The organism is Streptomyces sp. CNT360, from assembly GCF_000424785.1.
Genome location: NZ_AUKO01000026.1, coordinates 1 through 22704 on the forward strand (window position 1 = coordinate 1; position 22704 = coordinate 22704).

General features: G+C 72.9%; 15 protein-coding genes. 3 read left to right on the top strand and 12 right to left on the bottom strand.

The window, feature by feature from the left end:
- Window positions 1-437 precede the first annotated feature (437 nt).
- Both H297_RS0119730 and H297_RS0119735 read right to left on the bottom strand, forming a co-directional pair.
- Window positions 438-2129, bottom strand: a complete 1692-nt coding sequence (locus H297_RS0119730) for an FAD-dependent oxidoreductase (RefSeq protein WP_027738464.1) — start codon at window positions 2127-2129, stop codon at window positions 438-440.
- A gap of 92 nt (window positions 2130-2221) precedes the next feature.
- Window positions 2222-3136 carry an AurF N-oxygenase family protein gene (locus H297_RS0119735; RefSeq protein ID WP_027738465.1) on the bottom strand — a complete coding sequence of 305 codons (915 nt, stop codon included), beginning with the start codon at window positions 3134-3136 and terminating at the stop codon, window positions 2222-2224.
- 380 nt (window positions 3137-3516) lie between these two features.
- Between H297_RS0119735 and H297_RS0119740 the strand changes: the two genes are divergently transcribed.
- Entirely contained in the window at window positions 3517-4413 is an 897-nt protein-coding gene (locus H297_RS0119740; RefSeq protein ID WP_486589585.1) for an SAM-dependent methyltransferase, read from the top strand.
- 335 nt (window positions 4414-4748) lie between these two features.
- Entirely contained in the window at window positions 4749-5222 is a 474-nt protein-coding gene (locus H297_RS43765; protein WP_199787237.1) for a hypothetical protein, read from the top strand.
- Between the two features lie 25 nt (window positions 5223-5247).
- Here H297_RS43765 and H297_RS0119750 read toward each other — a convergent pair whose 3' ends face one another.
- From H297_RS0119750 to H297_RS0119785, 8 genes are all read right to left on the bottom strand, one after another.
- On the bottom strand, window positions 5248-7551 hold the full coding sequence (locus H297_RS0119750; RefSeq protein ID WP_027738468.1) for a glycoside hydrolase family 3 N-terminal domain-containing protein: 2304 nt from the start codon (window positions 7549-7551) through the stop codon (window positions 5248-5250).
- Window positions 7548-9482 carry a cellulase family glycosylhydrolase gene (locus H297_RS0119755; protein ID WP_027738469.1) on the bottom strand — a complete coding sequence of 645 codons (1935 nt, stop codon included), beginning with the start codon at window positions 9480-9482 and terminating at the stop codon, window positions 7548-7550. The genes H297_RS0119750 and H297_RS0119755 overlap by 4 nt, the downstream gene beginning before the upstream one ends.
- 91 nt (window positions 9483-9573) lie before the next feature.
- Window positions 9574-10620, bottom strand: a complete 1047-nt coding sequence (locus H297_RS0119760) for a LacI family DNA-binding transcriptional regulator (RefSeq protein WP_027738470.1) — start codon at window positions 10618-10620, stop codon at window positions 9574-9576.
- Window positions 10617-11444, bottom strand: coding sequence for a carbohydrate ABC transporter permease (locus H297_RS0119765; RefSeq protein WP_027738471.1), 828 nt, complete (start codon window positions 11442-11444; stop codon window positions 10617-10619). The genes H297_RS0119760 and H297_RS0119765 overlap by 4 nt, the downstream gene beginning before the upstream one ends.
- A 21-nt stretch (window positions 11445-11465) precedes the next feature.
- On the bottom strand, window positions 11466-12428 hold the full coding sequence (locus H297_RS0119770) for a carbohydrate ABC transporter permease (protein WP_027738472.1): 963 nt from the start codon (window positions 12426-12428) through the stop codon (window positions 11466-11468).
- Between the two features lie 112 nt (window positions 12429-12540).
- The gene (locus H297_RS0119775; protein ID WP_027738473.1) at window positions 12541-13824 is read right to left on the bottom strand and encodes an ABC transporter substrate-binding protein; all 1284 of its coding nucleotides are present in this window, start codon (window positions 13822-13824) and stop codon (window positions 12541-12543) included.
- A gap of 185 nt (window positions 13825-14009) precedes the next feature.
- Entirely contained in the window at window positions 14010-15731 is a 1722-nt protein-coding gene (locus H297_RS37375) for a PH domain-containing protein (RefSeq protein ID WP_051352013.1), read from the bottom strand.
- Between the two features lie 124 nt (window positions 15732-15855).
- Entirely contained in the window at window positions 15856-16740 is an 885-nt protein-coding gene (locus H297_RS0119785; RefSeq protein ID WP_027738474.1) for an SGNH/GDSL hydrolase family protein, read from the bottom strand.
- Window positions 16741-17083: 343 nt separating this feature from the next.
- On the opposite strand from H297_RS0119785, the gene H297_RS0119790 reads away from it, so the two are divergent.
- The gene (locus H297_RS0119790; protein ID WP_027738475.1) at window positions 17084-18715 is read left to right on the top strand and encodes an amidase family protein; all 1632 of its coding nucleotides are present in this window, start codon (window positions 17084-17086) and stop codon (window positions 18713-18715) included.
- Between the two features lie 176 nt (window positions 18716-18891).
- Here the strand turns inward: H297_RS0119790 and H297_RS0119795 are convergent, their stop codons facing one another.
- Window positions 18892-21006: a prolyl oligopeptidase family serine peptidase gene (locus H297_RS0119795; RefSeq protein WP_027738476.1), complete on the bottom strand. Its 2115-nt coding sequence runs from the start codon at window positions 21004-21006 to the stop codon at window positions 18892-18894.
- Window positions 21007-21110: 104 nt separating this feature from the next.
- Window positions 21111-22580 (bottom strand): sialate:H+ symport family MFS transporter, encoded by a 1470-nt coding sequence (locus tag H297_RS0119800; protein WP_027738477.1) that lies wholly within the window; start codon window positions 22578-22580, stop codon window positions 21111-21113.
- Between the last annotated feature and the right edge of the window lie 124 nt (window positions 22581-22704).

Consider the following 22704-nt stretch of genomic DNA (forward strand, 5'->3'; position numbering starts at 1 on the left):
GGGGAGCTGGCGGGTCTGGGCGGCGGGCTTGCCGTGCTCGGGCTGGTCGGCGGCGTGGGCGGTGCCGGTCAGGGTGGCGGTGGCGATACCGGCGGCACCCAGGACGGTCAGGCCGGTGGTCAGCTTGCGGTTGCGCAGAGCAGTACGCATGTGAAGGGGGGATGCCTTTCGGAGGGGGACACATCCGACCGCGTCGTGCGGGGCGTACCCCGGCTCTCGTCGCGATCCGGCACCCACCCTGGAAACCGGCTCCCCGAGCCGACAACTGTGTGACCTACGACCCCGCTTCGTCCCCAACCCCCACCCCGACGCGCTGAACCGCCCCCACCCCCGCACCCCGCACACGGAACCTGCGAACCCGCTTCGTAGGTGACCTGGCTCCTATGGGCGCCCTCACAACAGGCCCCACCCACCCTCACCCACAGCGCAGCAGACCCTCACGCTGTGCCAGGACCTCGGCGGGCCAGACGGGGCTTCGAGGCCGCCACGAGCTCGGGGACCGTGGCCAGTTTGCTGCGGGGGCGGCCCGTGCGGCTTCCGCGGGCCTGCTCCGCGCGGTCGATGGCGGCCAGGCCCCGGGCGTCCACCACGTGGCGGCTGCGCCGGCGCGCCAGGCGCCGGAACGCCTTTCCGGTGGACGGCGGTGTGGGAAGGGAACCGCTCGCGGCGTCGTCGAGAAGCGAGGTGACGGTCTCGGCGGCGCAGGCGCGGTTCGCACCGATGCCGCCGGTGGGGCCGCGCTTGATCCAGCCGACCACGTAGGTGCCGGGCCGGCCCTTCACCCGGCCGTTCTCGTGCGGCACGGTGCCGCTCGTCTCGTCGAACGGCAGCCCGGGCAGGGGAGCGCCCCGGTAGCCGATGGCGCGCAGCAGCATGCCGGTCGGGATGGTCACCTCGCCCGCGTTGCCGGAGACGCGGACCCCGGTGACGTGGCCCGTTCCCTGCGCGGTCGGCCCGTCGCCGTCGTCGCGCACCTCCACAGGCGCCGAATGGAAGCGGAGGACCAGGCGGCGGGCGTCCGGTGACGGTGGCTGTGTGTAGTCGACCCGGGTGCGGTGGAACCCGCGCAGCAGCGCGGCCTTCTCCTGCGGTCCCGCCTCGTCGATCGTCGCGCCGGTGCGCGGGTCGTGGTCGTCGACGACGAGGTCGACACCGGGCAGGTGGGGGAGGGCCAGCAGCTCCGGACGGGTGTAGGCGGCGTGTTCGGGCCCGCGCCGTCCCAGCAGGACGACCTCGCGTACGGAACTGGCCCGGAGCGCCTCCAGCGCGTGGTCGGCGATGTCGGTGCCGGCCAGCTCCTCCGGGTCGGTCAGCAGGATGCGGGCCACGTCGAGGGCGACGTTGCCGGTGCCGACCACGACGACGCGCGGAGTGGTCAGGTCGATCGCGTCAGCAGGAACGTCCGGGTGGGCGTTGTACCAGGCGACGAAGGAGGTGGCCGAGACGGCACCGGCGGCCTCCTCGCCCGGGATGTCCAGCCGGCGGTCGCCGGGGGCGCCCACCGCGTAGACGACGGCGTCGTGGTGGGCGGCCAGCTCGTCCACGCTGAGGTCCTCGCCCACCTGCACACCCAGGAGCATGCGTACGCGCGGGTGGTCGTGGAACCGGGCGAAGGTGTCGCCGATCCTCTTCGTCGCCGGGTGGTCGGGCGCCACGCCGTATCGTACGAGGCCCCCGGCCACCGGCAGCCGGTCGAGCAGGGTGACCTCGGCCGCCGTGTGCAGCAGCAGATCTTCGGCCGCGTACATGCCGGCCGGACCGGTGCCCACGATCGCGACCCGCGGGGCGGTGAAGTCGGCGGGCAGGGTCCGGGTGAAGGACGGCTCGCTCCAGGAGTGGAAGTTGGGGCTGTCCCCGCCCGGCTGCGGGGGTGTGGCGTCCGCGTAGTAGGCGGCGTTGATCTCGGCGTAGGCCTGTTGCGGTCCGGTGAGGCTCTCCACGGGGAAGACCGCGTCCACCGGGCAGGCATCGGCACAGGCGCCGCAGTCGATGCAGGTGGCCGGGTCGATGTAGAGCATCTCCGTGCTGCCGAACCCCCGCTCACCGGGGGCCGGATGGATGCAGTTGACCGGGCAGACGGACACACACGTGGCGTCGTTGCAGCAGTTCTGGCTGATGGCGTAGGTCATGGGTTCAGTTCCGTCGGCGGGGTGCGGAGGCCGGAGGCCGCGGCGGCGGGTGGTGTCGTGGGGACCGGGTCGGGTGGCGGGGCCGGATCAGGTCAGATCAGATGGGCGCGCTTGTAGAAGATCAGTGCCGGCTTGGTCAGCAGCTTGGCCGAGGCCAGGAACTCCATCAGCCCCGCACAGCTGGAACGCAGCATCGACTTGTGGTGCTCGTTGGCCCGGGCCTCGGCGAGCGCACGCTTCTGGTCCAGGCCGGCGTTGGCGTACACCTTGTTGTTCACCATGCTGGTGACGATGACGTAGGAGGCGACGGAGATGACGAAGGCGTTGATCTGCCGCCGCACCCAACTCGCCTTCGCCAGCCGCTTGCGGGTCTCGTCGCGGGCGAACTTCATGTGCCGCGACTCCTCGACCACGTGGATGTTGTTGATGGTGCGGACGAACGGCACGACCCGCTCGTCCCGCATCCAGTCACGCTGCATGACGTCGAGGACCTCCTCGGCGACGAGGATCGCGGCGTAGGCGGCCTCCCCGAAGGCGAGGGTCTTGAAGGCGCGCCCCAGCTCGCGGGCGGGCAGCCGTGGTTGGTAGGCGGGCGCGCGCAGCTTCTTGGCGCCGCGGGCGAACATGATCGAGTGCCGGCACTCGTCCGCGATCTCGGTGAGCGCCCACTGGACCTTGTCCTGGGAGGGGTCCTTGGCGTAGACGTCGCGCAGGATCATCTGCTGGAGGATGATCTCGAACCAGATGCCGGTGCCGGCCACCGACGCAGCTTCCTGGCGGGTGAGTTCCTTGCGCTGCGCCTCGGTCATCTCCTGCCAGTAGGAGGTTCCGTACAGCGTGCTCCACTCGGGGCTGGTGCCGTGGAAGTTCTCGTCCAGGGGCGTCTCCCAGTCGACCTCCGTCCGCGGGTCGTACGACAGCGTCGCGGAGGACTCCAAAAGCCGCCGGGCGACACCGTGCGCGTCCGTGCTCTCGGGGATGTCCGGCCGGGTGGTGCTGCTTGCCATGGTGCGACTCCTCGGTTCGGATATCGGGCCGTTCCGGGCCGGCCGTCGCTTCGACGGTCCCCGGCCGCCGTCGGCCGTGCCGCCCGTGCGGGGGCCATGACGGTGTGGGGCTGCGGCGCTGCGGGGCCGCTTCCCGGGCGGGTGACGGGGCGCCCCCGAAGGCGCCCCACGCCCCTTGTTAGACGGACTGTATAACAAGAGGAAAGCTGTGCCTACCCTCCAGTACGGAGGTCGTCGTCTGCCGCCTCCGGCTGCCCCGCCGGTAGCGGAACCGGCCCGCGGGGGCGACGCCCTCCCGCCAGGCCGGTTAGGCTTTCCCCAGTTCAGGCAGGTCATCTGCCTGGCGCCCTGCGGGAGTTGAAGCGAGCGGCGGAGGATCTGTGACGTACCCCGGCAAGAACCACGAAGAGGCCCCCTCCCCGGCGTCGAGCGCGGCCGAGTTGATGACCGAGGCGGTGGAACAGGTCGCCGCCTCGCAGGAGTCCAGCGGAGCCTCCCTGCGCGTCGAGGAGGCCCACTCGGCCCGGATGTACGACTACCTGCTGGGCGGCAAGGACAACTACCCGGCCGACCAGAGGGCGGCCGACAAGGCGGTGTCGGCCTTCCCGACGCTGCGCATCGCGGCCCGGGAGAACCGGAAGTTCATGGGCCGGGCCGTGCGGTGGATCGTGGAGGAGACCGGGATCCGCCAGTTCCTCGACATCGGCTCCGGCCTGCCGACCGCACACAACGTGCACCAGGTCGCCCAGGCCCACGACCCGTCCTGCCGCGTCGTCTACGTCGACAACGACCCCATCGTCCTGGCCCACGGCCGTGCGCTGCTCGACACCGACGAGCGCACCACCGTCATCGAGACCGACATCCGTGACCCGCAGGCGATCATCGAGCACCCCGAGACGCGGGAACTGATCGACTTCACGCAGCCGGTGGCCGTGCTCGCGGTGGCGGTCCTGCACTTCATCTCCGACGAGGAGGACCCGGCCTCCCTCGTCGACCGCATCCGCGAGGCACTGGCGCCCGGCAGCGTCCTGGTGCTCTCGCACGCCACGGCCGAGATCTCGCCCGAGACGGCACTCGGTGTGCAGAGTGCCTACCGTGCGCAGGGCGTTCCTCTCACGCTGCGGGACCGCGAGGCGCTGGCCGGCCTGTTCGCCGGGTTCGAACTCGTCGACCCCGGCATCCAGGTCGTCTCCGACTGGCGCTCCACCGTCCCGGAGGCCGCCCGCCCCTCCCACGCGGAGGTCTCCTGGTACGGGGGGATCGGCCGGCTGCGCTGACACCGCCGGGCACCCTCACCGCGGACGCGGGCCCTCCATGGCGCCGGTCCCGTCCTCCCGGTACCCGCGAGTGCCGGGGGCCGCGGCGGCAGGCCCGCGGCGCCGGTGGTGTCCCCGGCCGCTGCCGTCGAGGGCCCCGTCCGCGGCAACAGGCCGACGAGCAGCACCGAGACGGCGGTGAGCGCAGCCGTCGCCAGGTACGCGGCGGCGTGACCGTCGGCGAGCAGGCCCGGGGAGGGCGGCAGCCCGGGGTGCCGCCCCCGGCGCCCGTCACCGCCACGGCGACGGCGCCGAGGACCGACAGACCGAGTGCGCCGCCGATCTGGCGGGAGGTGTTGACCAGACCGGCCACCACCCCCGCCTCCGGTGCGGGCCTGAGCTTCCTGCCGCACACCGCGGGGGTCATCGCCGGTTCCAAGGTGGCGCCCCGGCTGATGAAGCGGTTCGGTACGCGCACGATGGTGGCCGTCGGCGGAGTGGCCGCAGCCGCCGGCTTCGGCTGGCAGGGGTTCGTCCTCGCGCCCCAGGGCACGTTCGTGGCCGCCGTCCTGGGGCCGGGCATCGGCCTGCTGATGACCCCGCTGACGGACGAGGCCACCACGGGGGCCGGGGCGTGGCCCGCGGTGCGGGCCGTGCTGGACACGGCCGTCGCAGGCGGGCAGCTGTGGGGGCCGCGCGTCGCCGGTCTGCGCGGCCGGCCCCACCGGGTGCCACGGTGGCGCCCGCTGACCGATACCGAGTGCGCCGACCGACTGTGGCAGGCGAGCTGCGAGCTGGCGGGCGTGGATCCCGCCGACGGTCCGCGGTGACAGCCGTGCCGTGTGCGCCCGCCGCTCACTCGACGACCAGTCGGGCCCCCTGCGTACGGTCCGAGGAGGGCCCCGTTTCCAGGGCGACCTCGCCCGGCTCCACGGCCGGGTCCAGGGCGCGGTTCACCGATGCGAGGGTGTCCGCGTCGATCTCGAAGACGGCCTCTGCCTCCTGGCGCGGCGGCAGCGACAGGCGGACGAATCCGCGCAGTTCGCGGACGCGGGGCCAGGACGAGCCGCCCGAGACGCGGCGCAGGTAGAGCTGCACCGTCTCGCGCACGGGCCGCTCATCGGTGTTGCGTACGGCGACCCGGCAGGTCAGGGAGGGGGCAGCGGTGGTGACTCGGGACCGGGACAGGAGGGGCGGCCCGTAGGCGACCGTGGTGTAGGACAGGCCGTGGCCGAACGGGTAGCGCGCCAGGGCCGGTTGGTCGACGTAGCCGCGGTAGCCGTGGTCCTTGCCGTTGTAGCAGACCGGCAGCTGTGCCGACGAGGCAGGGACGGACACCGGAAGCCGGCCCTCCGGCTCCGCGGCACCGAACAGGACCTCGGCGATCGCGCGCCCTCCCCAGGGCCCGGGATACCAGGCACTGAGCACGGCCGCCGCCTTACCCGGCAGCTCCGGCAGCGCGTGCGGCCGGCCCTGGACGAGGAGGACGACGACCGGCACGCCCGTTGCCGCCACGGCCCGCAGCAGCGCGGTCTGCCCGTCCGGCAGCCGCACATCGGCAAGGTCGACGCCCTCTCCGCAGGTCATGCCGCCCGGTTCACCCGCCGGTGCGAGGGCTGCGCCGTTGGCGGCGAAGGCGGTGTCGTGGCGTCGGGCACTGGATCCGCCCAGGACGACGACGGCCACGTCCGCCTCGGCGGCGAGCGCCACCGCGTGCGGTACCCCACCGACGTCCGCCCCGACCAGGCCGCAACCGGGTGTGTGGGTCACCTCGGCACCGGGCGGAGCGGCACAGCGGATGCCCTCCAGAACGGTGATGCCGCCGCCGGGCCGCTGCGGCGCGGTGTAGTCGCCGAGTTGGTGGGGGAGGGCGTCGGAGTGCGGTCCGAGTACGGCGATCCGCCGGATGGTGGGCGGCAGTGGGAGGGTGCACCCGTCGTGGTCGAGCAGGGTGAGCGAGGCGCGGGCCAGCCGCTCGCTCGACCGGCGCAGCGCGGCAAAGGACGACGGGGCGGCCCGGGGCGCACGTGCGGTGGGGGTGGTGTACGGCGGCTCGGCGCGGGCGTACGGCTGCTCGAACAGGCCCAGACGGAACTTGAGCGTCAGCACCCGGGCCACGGCGGTGTCCAGCGCCTCCTCGGCCACCAGACCCCGGGTGACGGCTTCGGCGAGGCGGGGGAAGCACGCGTCCCACAGGCCCAGGTCGCAGCCCGCCGCCAGCGCTCCGGCCCCTGCGGCGACCGGGTCCGCGGTGAGCCTGACCAGCCGGTCGACGGCCGTGCCGTCCGCCATGACCAGCCCCTCGAAGCCCCACCGGTTCCGCAGCAGCCCCGTCAGCAGCTCCCGGTTGGCGACGCAGGGCAGCCCGTCGAACTCGTTGTAGGCCGCCATCACCCCCGCTGCGCCCGCGCGTATCCCGGCACGGGCGGCCGCCAGGTGGATCTCGTGGAGTTCCCGTGCGCCCAGCTCGGTGGCCGCGCTGTTGCGGCCGCCGACGGTCGCGCCCTGGCCGGCGAAGTGCTTGAGCACCACGGCTATTCCGGCGGAGCGCACGCCGCGTACGAGCGCCTCGGTGAACCGCGCCGCCAGGTAGGGGTCCTCACCGAAACACTCCTCGGCCCGGCCCCAGCGCGGGTCGCGCACCAGGTCGAGCGCGGAGACGAGGGCCACGTGCCCGCCGCGGTCCCGCAGTTCGGCGGCGGCACCGGCGACCGCCTCCTGGTAGAGCTCGGGGTCCCAGGTGGCGCCCACGGCCAGGTTGACGGGCAGAACCGTGCCGTCGAGCGCCTGGTGGCCGTGGGGCATCTCCTCGACCAGGAGCACCGGAATGCCCAGCCGGGTGTGCTCCACCACGTGCTGCTGCACCGCGTCGGCGACCCGCGCACCGTCCGCCGCGGTGATGCCGTCGGCGAAGCCGACACCGGACCAGGCGTCCGCGCGCTGGAGCCCGTACAGGGCGCCCATTCCGTCCCAGGCGGCGACCTCGGCGCGGAAGGCGTCGCTGAGCCGGTGCCCCTCCGCGGTACGGGTGAAGGCGTGCCAGCCGTACAGCCGCTGGTTGACCTGGCCGACCTTCTCATCGAGCGTCATCCGTGGCAGCAGGTCCCGCACCCGCTCGGGCACCGGTACGGAAGGGTCGCGGTAGCGGGGCGGACTCATCGCAGCTCCAGCACCCGCACACCCCACGCGGGCAGCGTGACGGCCTCGGCCGGGGCGCCGGAGGAGAGGTCGTGCAGGGTGCCGTCGGCGGCCGGGCGGACCGTGGTCTCCCGAGCGTGCTGGCTGACCAGCCACACGAAGCGCCGACCGTCCTCGTGCACGAGCAGGTCGGCGCCGACGTGAGGGTCGTCGACCGTGACCGGGCGGTGCACCCCTGCGACCTGTGCGAGCGCCGCGTACAGCCGGTGCGTGTCCTCGGGGTTGACGCGGGCCGTGCGGGCGGCCATGTGCTCCAGCGGGTAGGTGGCCAGCACGGTGCGGCCGCGTCCGGTCGCGTGCTCCAGCAGCGCCGGACGGCCGTGCGCGTCCACCGCGACCACGCGTGCGTCCCGTGGGACGACGGGGAGCCGGGCGCGGCTGTCCTCGTTCCCGGCGACGCGGAAGCGCAGGACCTCACCGGCCGGCAGCGGGCCGAAGTCCTCGGTGAAGGTCATCTCCAGCACGTCGTCCTCGATCGGCTCGGCCACGCCGTAGGACAACTGGAGCTCCACGCCGAAGAGGGAGTCCAGCCCGTCGAACCAAGGACCTCGCGTCCCCGGGTGTTCACCCGAGCAGAACGACAGGTAGACGGTGGCGCCCTCCTCGGCCCGGCGCTGGAGCGCGCGCCGGGTGCGGGTGGTGAACTGCCGGGTGGACGGCAGCAGGTACAGCGCCGCGTCGTCCGGCAGCCCGTCGGCCTCCCGGGCGAGGCCGACGGGCAGGTCGGCGGCGCGCGACGTCACGTAGCTCTGGTGCAGTGAGGTGAAGATCAGCGGCCGGTCGGCGGCGCGGCTGTAGGGGTAGTCCCGCTCCAGAAAGGCGGGGACGACCAGGGCCGCGTCGGCGTCCGAGCGGTGGCAGCGGGCGAAGTCGACCGCCTCCAGCGTCCGGGCGAAAGCGGCGAGTTCGCGCAGCGGCTCCTTGGGGGCCCCGCAGTGGTCGGTGATGCCGAAGTGCATCTCGAAGGGGTGGTGGTCGTAGGGCGAGCGGTCCCACAGGTGGTCGTAGTCGGTGTTGTTCCACGCCATCCAGCCCGTGGCACCGCCCAGCAGGGAGGTGTGCAGCGTCTGCCGGTAGTAGACGCCGGCGTTCTCGGCGGAGACCGTGTCGGTGGAGACCCCGAACTCCTCCAGGACGACCGGCTGCCCGGTGACGGCAGCCAGCTCGCACTCGAATGCGGCGCGGTGGTGCTGGCGGATCCGGTCGGTGTCGGAGCGGTAGACGTGCGGGCCGACGAAGTCGACGTACTCCGCGGTCTCGCGCAGCGAGAAGCCGTTGTCCCGGCCCGTCACCTCGATGCCCCAGGCGCCGTCGCCCAGCGAGACCGGCTGGGTCCCGCCGGCGGCCCGTACGGCGTTGCACATGGCCTGCGCCCAGGCCGTGACGACGTCCGACGAGGGCGGGTCGACCTGGTAGATGCGGCCGTAGCCGGGCATCTCGTTGGTGATCAGCCAACCGGTCACCGCGGGGTGGTCCTTGAAGCGGCGCGTCATCGCGGAGACGAACCAGGCCTGCCGGCCCACCATCCACACGTCCTCGTACAGATCGCGGCCCCCGCGCCAGACCGGGTCCCAGTTCTCGCCGGACATGTGGCCGACGATGAAGGTGGGCACCGTGCCCATGCCGGTCTCGGAGTGGGCGTCCAGGAAGTCGGCGAAGCGGGCGCACAGGGTCTCGTCGACGCGGTGCGGCTCGGGGTGGAAGTCGGGCCAGTAGAAGAACGACCGGGTCATCGTGAGGCCGTTCTCGCGCAGGACCCGCAGCTCCTCGCGGACCGTCTGGGGGTCGTAGTCCCGCCACATCAGCGGTCCGCCGGTGCGGGACCAGAAGTTGGTGCCCAGCCAGGGCAGGACGGCGGGGTCGTGGGTGAGGCGGGCGCTGTGGCGTCGCATGGTTCTTCTCGGCAATCGTCGTGCGGGTGCGGGTGCGGGTGCGGGTGCGGGTGCGGGTGCGGGTGCTGTACGGGCGTGCGTGGGGCTCAGGTCAGTGGGGTGCGGGGCCGGTGGACTCGCGGACGACCAGGTGCGGCCGGTCCTCCAGCACCGCCTCGGGCACGTCCTCGCCGCAGCGGGCGAGCAGCGTGCGGGCGGCCGCGCCGCCGACCCGCTGCACCTGCTGGTCCACGGTGGTCAGGCGGGGGTGCAGCCAGCGGCCGAGCGGCAGGTCGTCGTAGCCGACGACCGACAGGTCCCCGGGTACGCGCAGCCCCGCACGCTGCGCCGCACCGATGCCGCACACCGCCATGGAGTCGTTGGCGTAGACGATCGCCGTGGGCCGGTCCTCGGCGGCCAGCAGCGCGTCGGTGGTGGCCACGGCCGACACCTCGGTGAAGTCGGTGTGCAGCACCGCGTACGGCCGCAGTCCGGCCCTTTGCAGCGCCGCTTCGAAGGCGGCGCGCCGCAGCCTCGTGTGCTGGAGCTCGGCCGGGCCCGCCACGTAGGCGATCCGGCGGTGCCCCAGGTCCGTCAGGTGCGCCACCACCTCCTCGACTCCGGCGCCCTGCTGCCCCAGACCGACACTCGGCACGGGACCGGCAAACGCGGGTGGCCCGAGCAGCACAGCGGGCAGCCGCAGCCTCGCCACCAGGGCGGGGCGCGGGTCGTCGGCGCGGGCGTCGGTGAGGACCGCGCCGTCGACCCTCCCCTCGGCCGCGAACCGCTGGTACAGCGCCGTCTCCTCACGGACCCCGGCCACCAGGTGGAGCAGCAGGCCGTAGCCGCGGGGCGCCAGTTCGCCCTCCATCCCGGTGATCAGCTCGCTGAAGTGCGGGTCGGCACCCAGGACGTCGGTGGGGCGCCGCACCACCAGGGCCAGGGTCCGGGTGCGGGCGCTGCGCAGGGCGGCGGCGGGCGCGTTGGGCGACCAGCCCATCTCCACGGCCGTCTCCAGGATCCGCTGCCGCGTCGTCTCCGCCAGGCGGCCCTTGTCGTTGAAGGCCTGCGAGACGGCGGCGGTCGAGACCCCGGCCGCGGCGGCCACCGCCTTGATGGTGGGGCGCTTGGCAGGCGGCTGTTCGGCGGGCGCGCTCACATCTTCACCGCCCCACTGACGAGGGCCTGCTGCATCCGCCGCTGGAGCAGCGTGTAGACGGCCCACACCGGGACGAGGGTGAGCACCGTTCCGGCGGTCAACACGCCGTAGTCGGTGCCGGTGATCGCCTTCAGCGTGGGCAGGGCGACCTGGACGGTGCGCTGGGCGGGGTCGGGACCGATGATCACCAGCGAGTACAGGTATTCGTTCCAGAAGGTCAAAAAGTTCAGCAGCAGCACCGTCGCGATGCCCGGCATGCACATGGGCGCGTAGACGTGTCGCAGCACCGCATACGTGGAGGCCCCGTCCATCCGGGCGGCCTCCTCCATCTCCCGGGGAACGGTCCGCATGAACTGCACCAGGATGACGACCGAGAGCGGCATGGCCGTCGCCGGGAGGAACAGCACCATGAAGGTGCGGGAGTGGAAGAGGCCGGTCACGGCGGCGAGCAGGAAGGTGGGGAAGAGAGCCGCGAAGGTGGGGATCAAGAACCCCAGCGAGAAGACCTTCTCCATCACCGAGGCCGCCCGCCCCCGCGACCTGGCGAGCGCGAACGCCGCGGGCAGCGCGAGCGCCAGGGTCAGCACCAGGGCGAAGCCGGTGACCAGCAGCGAGTTGACGACGGCGAGCCCGAGGTCGGCACGGGTGAAGGCCGTGGTGAAGTTGCCGAGTCCCAGGGACGACGGCAGGGCGAAGGGGTGGGCGAAGATCTCCTCGTTGGACTTGAACGCCGAGGCGAGGAAGTAGTACAGCGGCACGACCAGCAGCACCGCGTAGCTCCACACCAGCAGGTGTGCGGGTATCCAGCGTTTGCCGAACTTCATGGTGAGCCGATCCCCTCGGTGTCAGTAGGTCTGCCGGAAGACGCGGCGGATGGTGAGCAGCCCGACGAGCCCGGCCAGGAAGAGGAGAACGCCGACGGTCTGGCTGTAGCCGAGATCGGCGGCGATGAACGCCTTCTGGTAGACGAGGAAGGACAGCGTGGTGGAGGAGCTGCCAGGGCCGCCCTGGGTGAGCAGCAGCACGTGCTGCGCGGAGCCGAACAGCGTCCACAGGAACTGCAGCATGGTCACCACGCCCACGTAGTCCCGGATGACGGGGAAGTGGACGCGCCACATCGTGCGCCAGTGCCCGGCCCCGTCCAGCTGGGCCGCCTCGCCGAGTTCGTCCGGCACGCTGCCGAGCCGGGCGGCGAACAGAACGGCGGTGAACCCGATGCCCGCCCAGATGTCCAGGGCGATGAGGCAGGCCAGCGCCGTGGACGGGGAGGCGAGCCAGGCGTCGGTGAGCGAGGACAGGCCCACGGACTCCAGCGCGCCGTTGAGCAGGCCGTCGGGCGAGAGAGCCGCGTAGAAGACCATCGCCTTCGCCGGGGTGGAGATCAGTCCCGGAACGAACAGCAGGTAGCGGATGACGCGGTGCCCGGGCGGGCGCTGCGCCACGTAGTACCCCACCATGTAGGCGCAGACGACCATGACGGGCAGCGCGACGGCAAGCTGGACCGCGGTGTTGCGTACCGCCGCCCAGAAGACCGGGTCGTCCAGGACGGTCCGCAGGTTGCCCAGCCCGGCGAAGGACACCGGTTGGAGCATGCCGGGCCAGTGCAGCGCTGCGATGACGAAGATGGCGACCATCGGGCCGACCATGAAGACCAGGTACCAGACCAGTGCGGGTACGGCCAGGATCGTGCCGCCCTGTGCCGGTGGCCCGGAGCGGGGCCGTGAACGGGGGCGGCGTCCGGCGGCGCCGGTCCGCTCACCTGTCGGGCCGACCGCGGGCGCGCCCGGTGTCGGCGTCAGCGTCGTCATGAGGGGACTCCGTGGACTGTGTGGCTCGGGAGCGGGAAGCCCCGGGGAGCGGGGAAGGTCTGCGAGGGCGGAGCGGTGCGGCGAGGAGGGCGCGAGCGGTGCGGCGTCACGCTCAGCGGTACGCGGCTTCGAGCGCGGCACGCACCTTGGCCGCGCTGGTGCCGCGGGTGAAGGACGTACTGGTGGCCGTGATCAGTGGTTGGTTGGCGCTCGGCGGCACGTACACGTCGGGCAGCAGGACCTGACTGACGTCGGAGCCCAGCCGCTGGGCGGCGGCCACCAGGGGGAAGTCGGTGCTGAGCGTGTCGGAGCGCACCGCCATGTCGCGGCCGCTCTCGGTGATGAAGCGGGAGACGGTGCCGGGCCGGTACATGAAGCGGAGGAACTTCTCCACGGCGTCGATCTTCTTGGTGCCGTTCGGGCTGATCCAGAAGCCGATGAGGGTGTAGCTGCGCAGGACGGTGGGCTTGTCGTGCACAGCACCGTCGGTCAGCGGCCACCCGCCGATGTCGGTGTGGCGGGCCACCTTGCCGGGCACCTCGGCCAGCGCCGAGGACATGGCCGACTCGATGGCCGCGGACCCCGTGTTGAACTGCGTCATCATCGAGTCGGAGGTCAGCCCCTGCGGTTTGTCGGTGAAGACCCCGGAGTCCCGCAGGTGCACGAAGTAGGCGATGCCCTCGCGGGCGCCCCTGCTGCCGAAGTCCCCCGTGGTGTAGGCGTGCCGCGCCTCGTCCTCGGTCAGGAAGGTCTGGATGATCTGGGCGAGCAGCTTCTGCCCGGTCCAGTCGTTGCCGCCGGTCGTCACGGGGGCGGTCCCCTTCGCGCGCAGCTTGCGTGCGGCGCGTACGAGCGCGTCCCCTGTGGTCGGTATCCGCGATACGCCGGCCCTCTCCAGCAGCGCCCTGTTGTAGGCGACGGGCCAGTTGGTGGCGAAGTACGGGAAGGCCCGCAGCCGGCCCTTGCCGTCGGTCCACGCGGTCAGCGCCTGGGGCAGCACGCGGGAGCGCAGCCCCCAGTCGTCCAGGTAGTCCTTCACGTCCACCGTGGCGCCCACGTCCGTCCACGCCAGGGTCTTGTCGTAGAGGTTGACCATGACGACGTCCGGCTCCTTGCGGGCCAGCCGGGCCGTTTCGTACACCTGGGCGAGATCGTCGCCGTTCACCAGGTTCTTGACGGTCAGTCCCGGATTCTCCTCGCGGAACCGGTCCAGCGCACGCAGATAGGTGGCGGAGCCCGGCGCCGTGGTGCCCAACTGGCTGTGCACGACGAGCGTATCGGGGTCGGTGTCCGCCGCGGCCAGCGCGGAGCAGCCGGACAGGGTGGGCAGGGCGGTTGCGGCGAGGCCGGAACCGGCGGCGAGGAAGCCGCGCCGGGTCAGCGGGGAGGAGCGCACAGCGGGAGGTCTCCAACCAGGCGGTTAACGAGTGGTTAATCGATGTACCTCTGGAGGTGCGAGGAACTTAGACGCCAGGCCGGTACGGGTCAAGGGGTGCGCGGACGGCTGTCCCGTTCGCAGGCGCACTCTCCGGCCGGTCGCTGAAGACGCCCCCGCTCCCAGCCGAACGCACACGCAGCTTGCTACTTCGGCACCGCGGGCGGGTCGGGGACGGTGACATGCAGTGCGCCGAGGATGCGGGTCAGGTCCGCGGGCGCCGCAGTCAGCCGCACCCGCCGCCCCGCGTCGTCGAGCACGGCGACATGCCAGCCCGTGGGGACGGTGTCGCCCTCGTCACCCCGCAGGCGCCGCACCTCCCGGACGGTGAGCCGCTCCACCGGTATCCGCTTCGCGGAGAACCTGCCGGGGCCGGAGTGCGGTGTCACCGCAGGCGGAGAACCGCCCCCGAGGACGATGTGCGTGCCGAACCGGTACGAGTTGTAGTCCGTGTGCTCCAGGAAGCGGGCGGGCACGAAGACCTCCGCCGCCTCGTCCCCCGTTGGCTCCTGCGGCGCTCCCCTTCCGGGTTTCTCCGGCTCGCCTGCTCCCGGCGTGCGGACCTCCTGCGGTGCACGCGCCGCCCCCGGCACGCGGACGCGGGTGGCGCGCCAGGCCCACAGGAAGAGGGACAGCGTGACCGCCGCGCCTCCCACGGCCCAGGCGACCGTCACCGGTGCCGAGAGGGAGCCGGCCGGGCGGAGGTAGCACAGTGGCAGCAGCCACAGCGCCGTACCCAGCAGCGCGGCTGCGAAGGGGAGTGCGGTAGGGAGGATGTCGTCGGCGGGCAGGTGGCGTCCTCGCACACGGAGGAGCACCCGCGCGCCGGGATAGCCGGCCGCGAGGGCGAGTCCGGCTGCGACGGCAAGAAGGTCTCCCGGCCCGGCGTGGTGGTCCCGCCACACGTACCGTTCACCGCGGACCTCCCGCACTTCACGGTGCCAGACCGCCAGGGTGACGCGGTCTCCCGTACGGAAGGCCAGGGCGGCCTCGCGGGAGACCCCGAGCCGCTTCAGGGGCCGGCTGTGGGCGAAGTAGATCCAGTTGCGCTTCTTCGGGCGGTGGGGCTCGGTCCGTGAGATCACGGCTTCCACCGTCGTCAGGCACGCCTGCCCGCGTTGCTCGCGTCTGCCTTCTTCCTGGGCGCGAGCCCTGTCGCCCGGGGCAACTGCTCGGTCCGGGGCGGCCGGTGTCCGCGTCGGGCAGGGAGCCGCCGACTCCCACGCCCGCTCCCGCGCGGCGGCACCCGGCGCCAGCCCGGCGACCAGGCCCGCGGCGATCAGCAGCAGGGCACATGTACTCAGTGCTCCGGCCCAGGGGCGCCCCGCGGTGCGGTACGAGACGACGGGGAGGTGGCGGGAGGCGGGCGTGCCGTAGTGGCGATGCAGCGTGCGCAGGGCCTCCACCTCCTCCTCGAAGCCCTCGTGCGGACGGGGCCGCCGGGCGCGGTCCACGTGCGCGCGGTGCTGCCGGGGGTCGCGCGGCAGGGGCAGCAACCGCGTGCGTCCGCCCTGCACCGTCAGGCAGGCGCGGCGGATCTCCCGGGTGCGGTGGATGTCCGCGTACCGCACCAGCACCCGGAGTTCGGCCACCTCGGACCACGGCACACTCCAGCGTCGCAGCAGCGTCCGGCACCGCACCCCGTACGCGTCGGCGCTCACCCGGGTGGTGATCCCGTTCAGTGCGGCGGACCCCACCGTGGTGAGCAGCAGACCGGCGGCCAGCCATCCGTCCAGCAGCGGGCCGCCGCGCACCAGGTGCACCAGGCGCACCGCGGCCAGGCAGGCTCCGACTGCTCCGAGCGCGACGAGATACCACCGGGCGTGCTGGGCAGGTGGGCGGAAGACCACCGGGGCGGGAGCGTTCATGCGGACATCGTGCCCCGAGCGCGCCCGCGCCTTCATGTGGTGCCTACGGCAGTGTCGGGGCCGGTCGGACTGCCGGTGGCTCTCCGCCGGGCCTCCTCAGCGGGGGTTCGCGGCCCCGCGCGGGTCACCCACGGGCGGCCGACAGCACCGCCTCGGACATGGCCAGGTGGCCCGCGGTGTTGGGGTGGAACCCGGCGCCGTCGACGGGCTGGAGCGGTTCGACCCAGCGGGTGCCCACCGGCTTGCACACGTCGTGGCCGACGGAGCCGCCGTAGGTGTCCACGTAGGCGGCTCCCGCGGCCTCGGCCCGGTCGGCGAGCATGGAGTTCAGCCGCTTCTCGGTGTCCCGCAGCCAGGGGGCGTCGCCTGTGGCGAGGGAGACGGTCGAGGGACAGTTGCTGCCGTCGTCCGGCAGCAGCGCGGGGTAACCGACGAGAAGGATCCGTGCGTCGGGGGAGCGGTCGTGGATACCGTCCAGCACCTTGTCGATCTTGCCGGCGGTCTCCTGGATGCGGGCCGCCAGTTCGTCGCTGCCGCCCAGCGAGTAACTGGTCTTGCAGGGGGCGCCGTTCGGTACGAGGGCACCGAGGACGACGCAGCGCGTGACGATGCCGCCGAAGCCGATGTCGTTGCCCCCGATGCCGACCGTGACCAGGTCGGTGTCCTCGGTGAGCGCGTCGAACTGCGGAGCCGCGGTGCCCTGCGGGCCGGTCATCTCGGCCGTCGTCGCGCCACCGCAGCTCACGTCCGTGAACGTGTCCGGCGTCAGGGCGGCCGCCGTCAGTGTCGGGTAGTTGTGGTCGGAGCGGGCGCAGTTCTCGTCGGTCTGGTCCGGGATGCCGGGGCCGGAGGTGTAGGAGTCACCGAGGGCGACATAGTGGCTGACGGCTCCCGGGCCGCCGCCCGCGCCAGGCGCGGCGGCCGAGGCGGACGGGGCACCGGTGAGCACGAGGGTGGCGACGGCCGGCAGTATCGCGGTGGCGGACAGAGCGACTCTGGACGCAGACATGACACTTCCTCACAGGACGGGCGGGGCGAGCCGGAGGGCTGGGCAGCGGGGCTGTACCGGGAGAACCGGGTCGAAAACCGGGCCGGGAGAGATGAGTCGGGAAAGCGCCGGGGAGAGCTGAGCCGTAAGAGGTGGAGCCGAGCCGGGGGAGCTGCTGCCGCGGGAGCGGGGCCGACAGGGCCTGGCCGTGGCCTGCCGGGGCGCCGCGCTGCGGACAACCACTCCTACCGACCAGTAAGAATGGCCACGCGTTCGCCAGGCGTCAATACCCCTGACACGCCCCGGGCTTCACCGCCGCGCGGCCCTCTTGCGCGGCGGGTCGGAGTGGTGTCGGCTTGCGCCCATGGGGAAGAGGAGTGTGGCCGCACTGAGCGCCGCCGTGGTCGCGGGCGCCCTGCTGACGGGCGTGCCCGGCGCGCAAGCGGCCGGGCCCGGAAGCGGCACGCCACGGTCTGCCGGGCCGCTCGCCAGGTCCGGAGCGGACCTCGACACGGTGACCATTCCCGAACTCCAACTCCGCATGGCACGCGGCACGCTGACCTCCTCGCAGCTCACGAAGGCATACCTGCACCGGATCGCCGCCCTCGACCCGACGATCCACGCCGTGCTGCGTCACGACCCGACGGCCCTGCGGCAGGCAGCTGCCAGCGACACCCGCCGCCGGCACGGCGCCACGCGGGGCCCGCTGGACGGGATCCCGGTGCTGCTCAAGGACAACGTGAACACCCGTGACATGCCGACGACCGCCGGATCGCTGGCGCTGACGGGCAGCCCACCGCGCGGCGACGCCGATCTGGTGACCCGGTTGCGCAGCGCGGGAGCGGTGATCCTCGGCAAGACCAACCTGTCGGAGTGGGCGAACTTCCGCGCCGAGAAGCCGACCTCCGGGTGGTCCGCCGTGGGCGGTCAGACCCGCAACCCTTACGTGCTTGACCGCAACCCCTGCGGCTCCTCCTCCGGTTCGGCCGCCGCGCTGGCCGCGTCGCTGTCCCAGGTGGCGATCGGCACCGAGACGGACGGCTCCATCGTGTGCCCAGCGGGAATGAACGGCGTCGTCGGGCACAAGCCCAGCCTCGGGCTGGTCAGCCCCTCCGGCGTGGTGCCCATCTCCGCCGAGCAGGACACCGCCGGGCCCATGGCGCGCAACGTGACCGACGCCGCGCTCACCCTCTCGGTGCTCACCGCGCAGCGCGGCTCCGCACACCCGGGCGGCCTTCTCGGCCGGTCGAAGGGGGCGCAAGACGGTGAGGCCGCCGGGGAGTTGACACGGCCGAGCAGTCTGCGCGGCAAGCGGATCGGACTGTGGCGGCTGCCCTCGCTCGGTTCGGACGTGGATGCGGTGATGACCCGCACGGCGAAGAAGCTCACGTCTGCGGGGGCGACGGTCGTGGAGGTGACACCGCCCTACCAGGACCGGCTCGCCGAGCTGGAGTTCCCCGCGCTGCTGAGCGAGTTCCACCGGGACATCGACGCCTACCTCGCCACCCGCGAGGGGCCGCGCGACCTGGCCGCCCTGGTCGAGTTCAACCGCGCACACCCCGCGGAGCAAAGCTGTTTCGCAGGGCAGGAGTTGTTCGAGAAGGCGCTGGCCGCGCCGCCCACCACCCACCCGAAGTACCGCGCGATGCGGGCCGAGTTGCGGGACCTCTCCAGCCGCTCCATCGACGAGACCATGGCGGCCCACCGCCTCGACGCCCTCGCCTCCCCGGCGAACCCGCCCGCGTGGACGACGGACTGCGCGCGGGGCGACAACGACGTGATCCCGTCCTCCACACCCGCCGCCGTGGCGGGTTACCCTTCCCTGTCGGTGCCCGCGGGGTCGGTGGGCGAACTCCCTGTCGGCCTCCTGCTGATGGCCGGGAACCGCCAGGACGCCGAGGTGCTCTCGCTCGGGGCCGCGGTGGAGCACCGGCTGGACGCCTGGCGCGCGCCGCGCTACCTGCCCTCACGGGAAGCCGGCACCACCGCGCACTGACCTCCGTCGCCTCGGGCGCCGAGGACTGCACCACCGACACGGCCGAACGCCTCACCGGCCGCCCGCCGCGCAGCTTTCGGGAGCACGCCGGACGAGCGCTCCGGCAGCCGGACGCGCCGCACCCGTGGGCGGGCCGCCCCGCGGCCTGCCGCACCGGGCGTGCCACGTCTCGTCCGTCACCGTCCCTCGGCCGCCTCTTTCCCGGGCACGCGGCCGTTCTCGCTCAGCGTCCGCCACAGGAACGTGTGGACGACTGCCTCCACGAACGCCGCCTGCTCGTGGTCGGCGGCCCCGGCGTGACCGCCGCCGGTGTTCTCGTAGTAGCGCACGGGAAGTCCCAGCTCGCGCATCCGGGCAGCCATCTTGCGGGCGTGACCCGGGTGGACGCGGTCGTCGCGGGTCGAGGTCGTCAACAGCAGCGGCGGACAGGCGCGGTGGGCCTCCGGGCCGGACGGGAGGTTGTGGTACGGCGACCAGTCCAGCAGGTGGGCGCGGTCGCCGGGGTCCTCCGGATCACCGTACTCGGCGACCCAGGACGCGCCCGCGAGCAGCCGGTGGAAGCGCACCATGTCCAGCAGCGGCACCTCGGCGACGACCGCACCGAACAACTCGGGGTACCGGGTCAGCATCACCCCCGTCAGCAGGCCGCCGTTGCTGCCGCCGGCGACGCCGAGCCGCTCCGGTGCGGTGATCCCTCGCCGCGTCAGGTCCCGGGCGACGGCCGCGAAGTCGTCGAAGGCGCGAGGGCGGTGGGCGCCGAGCGCCGCGCGGTGCCAGTCGGGACCGTACTCGCCGCCGCCGCGGATGTTGGCCACCGCGTAGGCGCCGCCGCGCTCCAGCCACGTCCGGCCGGTCACCGCGGAGTAGGAGGGGGTCAGCGAGATCTCGAAGCCGCCGTAGCCGTACAACAGGGTGGGCACCGGGCCCTCCTGGCTCTCCGGCCCGACGACGAAGTAGGGCACCTTGCTTCCGTCGGCCGAGACGGCGAAGTGCTGCCGCACCCGCAGCCCTTCGGCGGCGAACTGCGTCGGCGCCGTCTTCAGCGTCTCGGCCCCCGGGCCCGGCTCCCTCGCCCTCCCCGGATCCGTCCCCGCGTCCGGCCGGTCGGCGACGGTGCGGCAGAGCGTGGCGGGCTGGAGGAACCCGCTGACGGTGTAGAAGACCTCCTCCCCTTCCTCCCCTTCCTCGTCCGGGGCGGTCGCCGTCACGCCGGCCGTCGACAGCGGCGGCACCTGCCCCAGCGTGCGGCGGGACCAGCTTCCCGCCGCCGGTGTGAGCAGGTGCAGATGCGAGGAGACGTCGGTGAGTGTCTCCAGGATCAGATGGCCCCGAGTGGTGGCGTACCCGTCCAGAACGGTGCGCTCGTCCGGCGTGAACAGCACCTCGTGCGCCCGCTCACCCCGCAGGAAGGCCTCCAGGCCGAAGGCCAGCAGCGCACCGGCCGGCCGCTCCAGCCACGGCGAGCGCAGGCTGACCAGCAGCCACTCCCGGTGCACGTGGGCCTCGGCGTCCTCGGGCACCTCGATGCGTACCGGGGAGCCCTCGGCCGGCAGCAGGAAGTACTCGCTGTGCCAGAAGTCCTTGTGCCGGACCGCCAGATCGCGGGCGAAGCCGGGCGTCGGGTCGTGCCAGGCGGAGACGGACACGTCCTCGTGGCGCCCCTCGAAGACGACAGGCGCCGCATCGAGCGGCGAGCCGCGGCGCCAGCGCCGTACGGTGCGGGGGTAGCCGGAGGCGGTCAGGGCCGCGGGGCCGGTGTCGGTGCCGACGAAGAGGTGGTCCTCGTCGATCCAGCTCACGACGTTCTTGGCCTCCGCCAGCCGGAAGCCGTCCGCGACGAACGCCCGCTCCGTCAGGTCGTACTCCCGCACCACGGTGGCGTCCGCCCCGTCACGCGACAGCTTCACCAGCGCCCGCTCCAGGCCGGGCCGCAGCACGGTCGCGCCCGCCCACACCCACGGCACGTCCTCCGCGGCGGCCAGCGCGTCCACGTCCAGCACGGTCTCCCAGCGCGGCTCCGGCCCCCGGTACCCCTCCAGCGTGGTGCGGCGCCACACACCTCGGGCGTGGTCGGCGTCGCGCCAGAAGTTGTAGAGATGCGGTCCGCGGCGCGTCACGTACGGGATGCGCGCGGGGTCCTCCAGGACGTCCAGCGTCTCGGTGCGCAGCGCCTCGAACCCCGGGTCCGCGGTGAGCTCCTCCACCGTCTCGGCGTTCCGCTCGCGCACCCAGGTGAGCGCGGCGTCGCCTTCGATCTCTTCCAGCCACAGGTACGGGTCCTCGTCCTCGATCACCCTCCGATTGTCGGCCCCTCGCCGCCCGTCCCCGCACGTGCCCTGCCCGGAATCGCTGAGACGGGCGCCGAGCAGGGGTGCCCGGCGGCGCCGGCACCGGCTCAGGTCCCGGTGGCTGCCGGGGAATGCGGTTGTCGGGAGACCGCCCCTTCCGCCACGAGGTGGTCGGCGGGCCCGTCCGGGTCGAGGAGCCTGCTCATCCGGCCGGGGACGTCGAGGCCGACGAGCAGGACGACGATCATCGTCCCGGCGAAGGTGAGGACCGCCAGGGAACGGCCCAGATCCATGCCGGAGGCCAACTGTGCGCCGAGCACCGGGGCGACCGCACCGCCGAGCGCGCCCACGTTGTAGGTGAAGCCGAGGGCGGCGGCCCGGCTCCGGGTGGGGAAGTGGCCGCCGATGTAGCGGGGCAGCAGTCCGGAGATGCCGAAGCTGGTGGCCTGCAGCGCGAACAGCAGGAGCCCGAGCAGCAGCAGGTTGTCCTCCACCGCGAAGACCGGGAAGACGAAGACCAGCGAGGCCACCAGGGTGCCGGCGTAGGCCTTCTTGGTGCCGATCCAGTCGCCCACGAAACCGGCCAGCCAGCAGCCGGCCATGGTGCCGAAGCCCGCGTAGTACAGCACGTCGGTGACCTGCCCGGGGGAGTAGCCCAGGTCCGACTTCAGATAGGTGGGCAGCAGCGCCTGGATGGGCCAGGAGTAGAGGAAGGCGAAGAAGATCGTGACGATCATCGACACGTACAGCAGCCAGCCGCGCCGCCCGCCCAGTTGGACGGCGAACGCCACCAGGGCGATTCCCGCCACGACCGACAGCACCGGCACCAGGCCCGCGCCCAGCGGGGTGAAGACCGCGAACAGCGAAACCGTGGCCGCCACCGCCAGCACCAGGTTCACGGTCGCTCGGGCCGGGGTGGCGAACAGCGGACGGAACGGGTTGGGCCGCTCCTCCTGCCCGGCGACCTCCGCCTTCCAGTCCGCCGCCTCCGGCAGGGCACGCCGCATCCACAGGGCGATGACGATCGGTATCAGCCCGACGTAGAACATCCACCGCCAGCCCAGCGACGGCACCACCCACTTGTAGACCTCGGCCGCGAGGACGGTCCCCACCGAGTAGCCCGAGATCAGGAAGCCACTGGCCCGGTTCCGCATCCGCACCGGCCAGCTCTCCATGACGTAGGTGGCGCTGGCGGAGTACTCCCCGGCCATGCCCATGCCGATCGCGAGCCGGGCGACGAACAGGCTGGTGTAGTCCCACGCGAACCCGCAGGCGAAGGTGCCCAGCGAGTACAGCAGGATGCTGACCACCATCGACAGCTTGCGCCCGAAGCGGTCGCCGAGCGCCCCGAGCAGGGCGCCGCCGAGCCAGCGGGTGATGAATGCCGCCGAGACGAGGCCGGCCGCCTGCACCGTGTCGAGGTGGAAGTCGTCGCTGATCTCGGTCAGCACCAGCGTGATCAGCACGAAGTCGAAACCGTCGAGAAGGTAGCCGATCCACGCGGCGAAGAAGGCCTTCCACCGGCTGCGGCCGACCTGGCGGTACCAGGGAGGCGGGGGAGGGGCGGTGTGGTGCACGGCGGCTCCAGGATGCCGGACGGACTCGTCGTCGAGCACCGTCGGGGACGAGGGGAAGCCCACCGAGGCGGACACCTCGGCGGCGCTGCCTCAGCAGTCGCTGAGGCGTGTCAGGAAGCGGCTG

Coding starts and splice junctions, on each gene's coding strand:
- H297_RS0119735 (WP_027738465.1), bottom strand. CDS start 3,136: ATGGCAAGCAGCACCACCCGGCCGGACATCCCCGAGAGCACGGACGCG.
- H297_RS0119785 (WP_027738474.1), bottom strand. CDS start 16,740: ATGTCTGCGTCCAGAGTCGCTCTGTCCGCCACCGCGATACTGCCGGCC.
- H297_RS0119730 (WP_027738464.1), bottom strand. CDS start 2,129: ATGACCTACGCCATCAGCCAGAACTGCTGCAACGACGCCACGTGTGTG.
- H297_RS0119770 (WP_027738472.1), bottom strand. CDS start 12,428: ATGACGACGCTGACGCCGACACCGGGCGCGCCCGCGGTCGGCCCGACA.
- H297_RS0119790 (WP_027738475.1), top strand. CDS start 17,084: ATGGGGAAGAGGAGTGTGGCCGCACTGAGCGCCGCCGTGGTCGCGGGC.
- H297_RS0119750 (WP_027738468.1), bottom strand. CDS start 7,551: ATGAGTCCGCCCCGCTACCGCGACCCTTCCGTACCGGTGCCCGAGCGG.
- H297_RS0119765 (WP_027738471.1), bottom strand. CDS start 11,444: ATGAAGTTCGGCAAACGCTGGATACCCGCACACCTGCTGGTGTGGAGC.
- H297_RS37375 (WP_051352013.1), bottom strand. CDS start 15,731: ATGAACGCTCCCGCCCCGGTGGTCTTCCGCCCACCTGCCCAGCACGCC.
- H297_RS0119755 (WP_027738469.1), bottom strand. CDS start 9,482: ATGCGACGCCACAGCGCCCGCCTCACCCACGACCCCGCCGTCCTGCCC.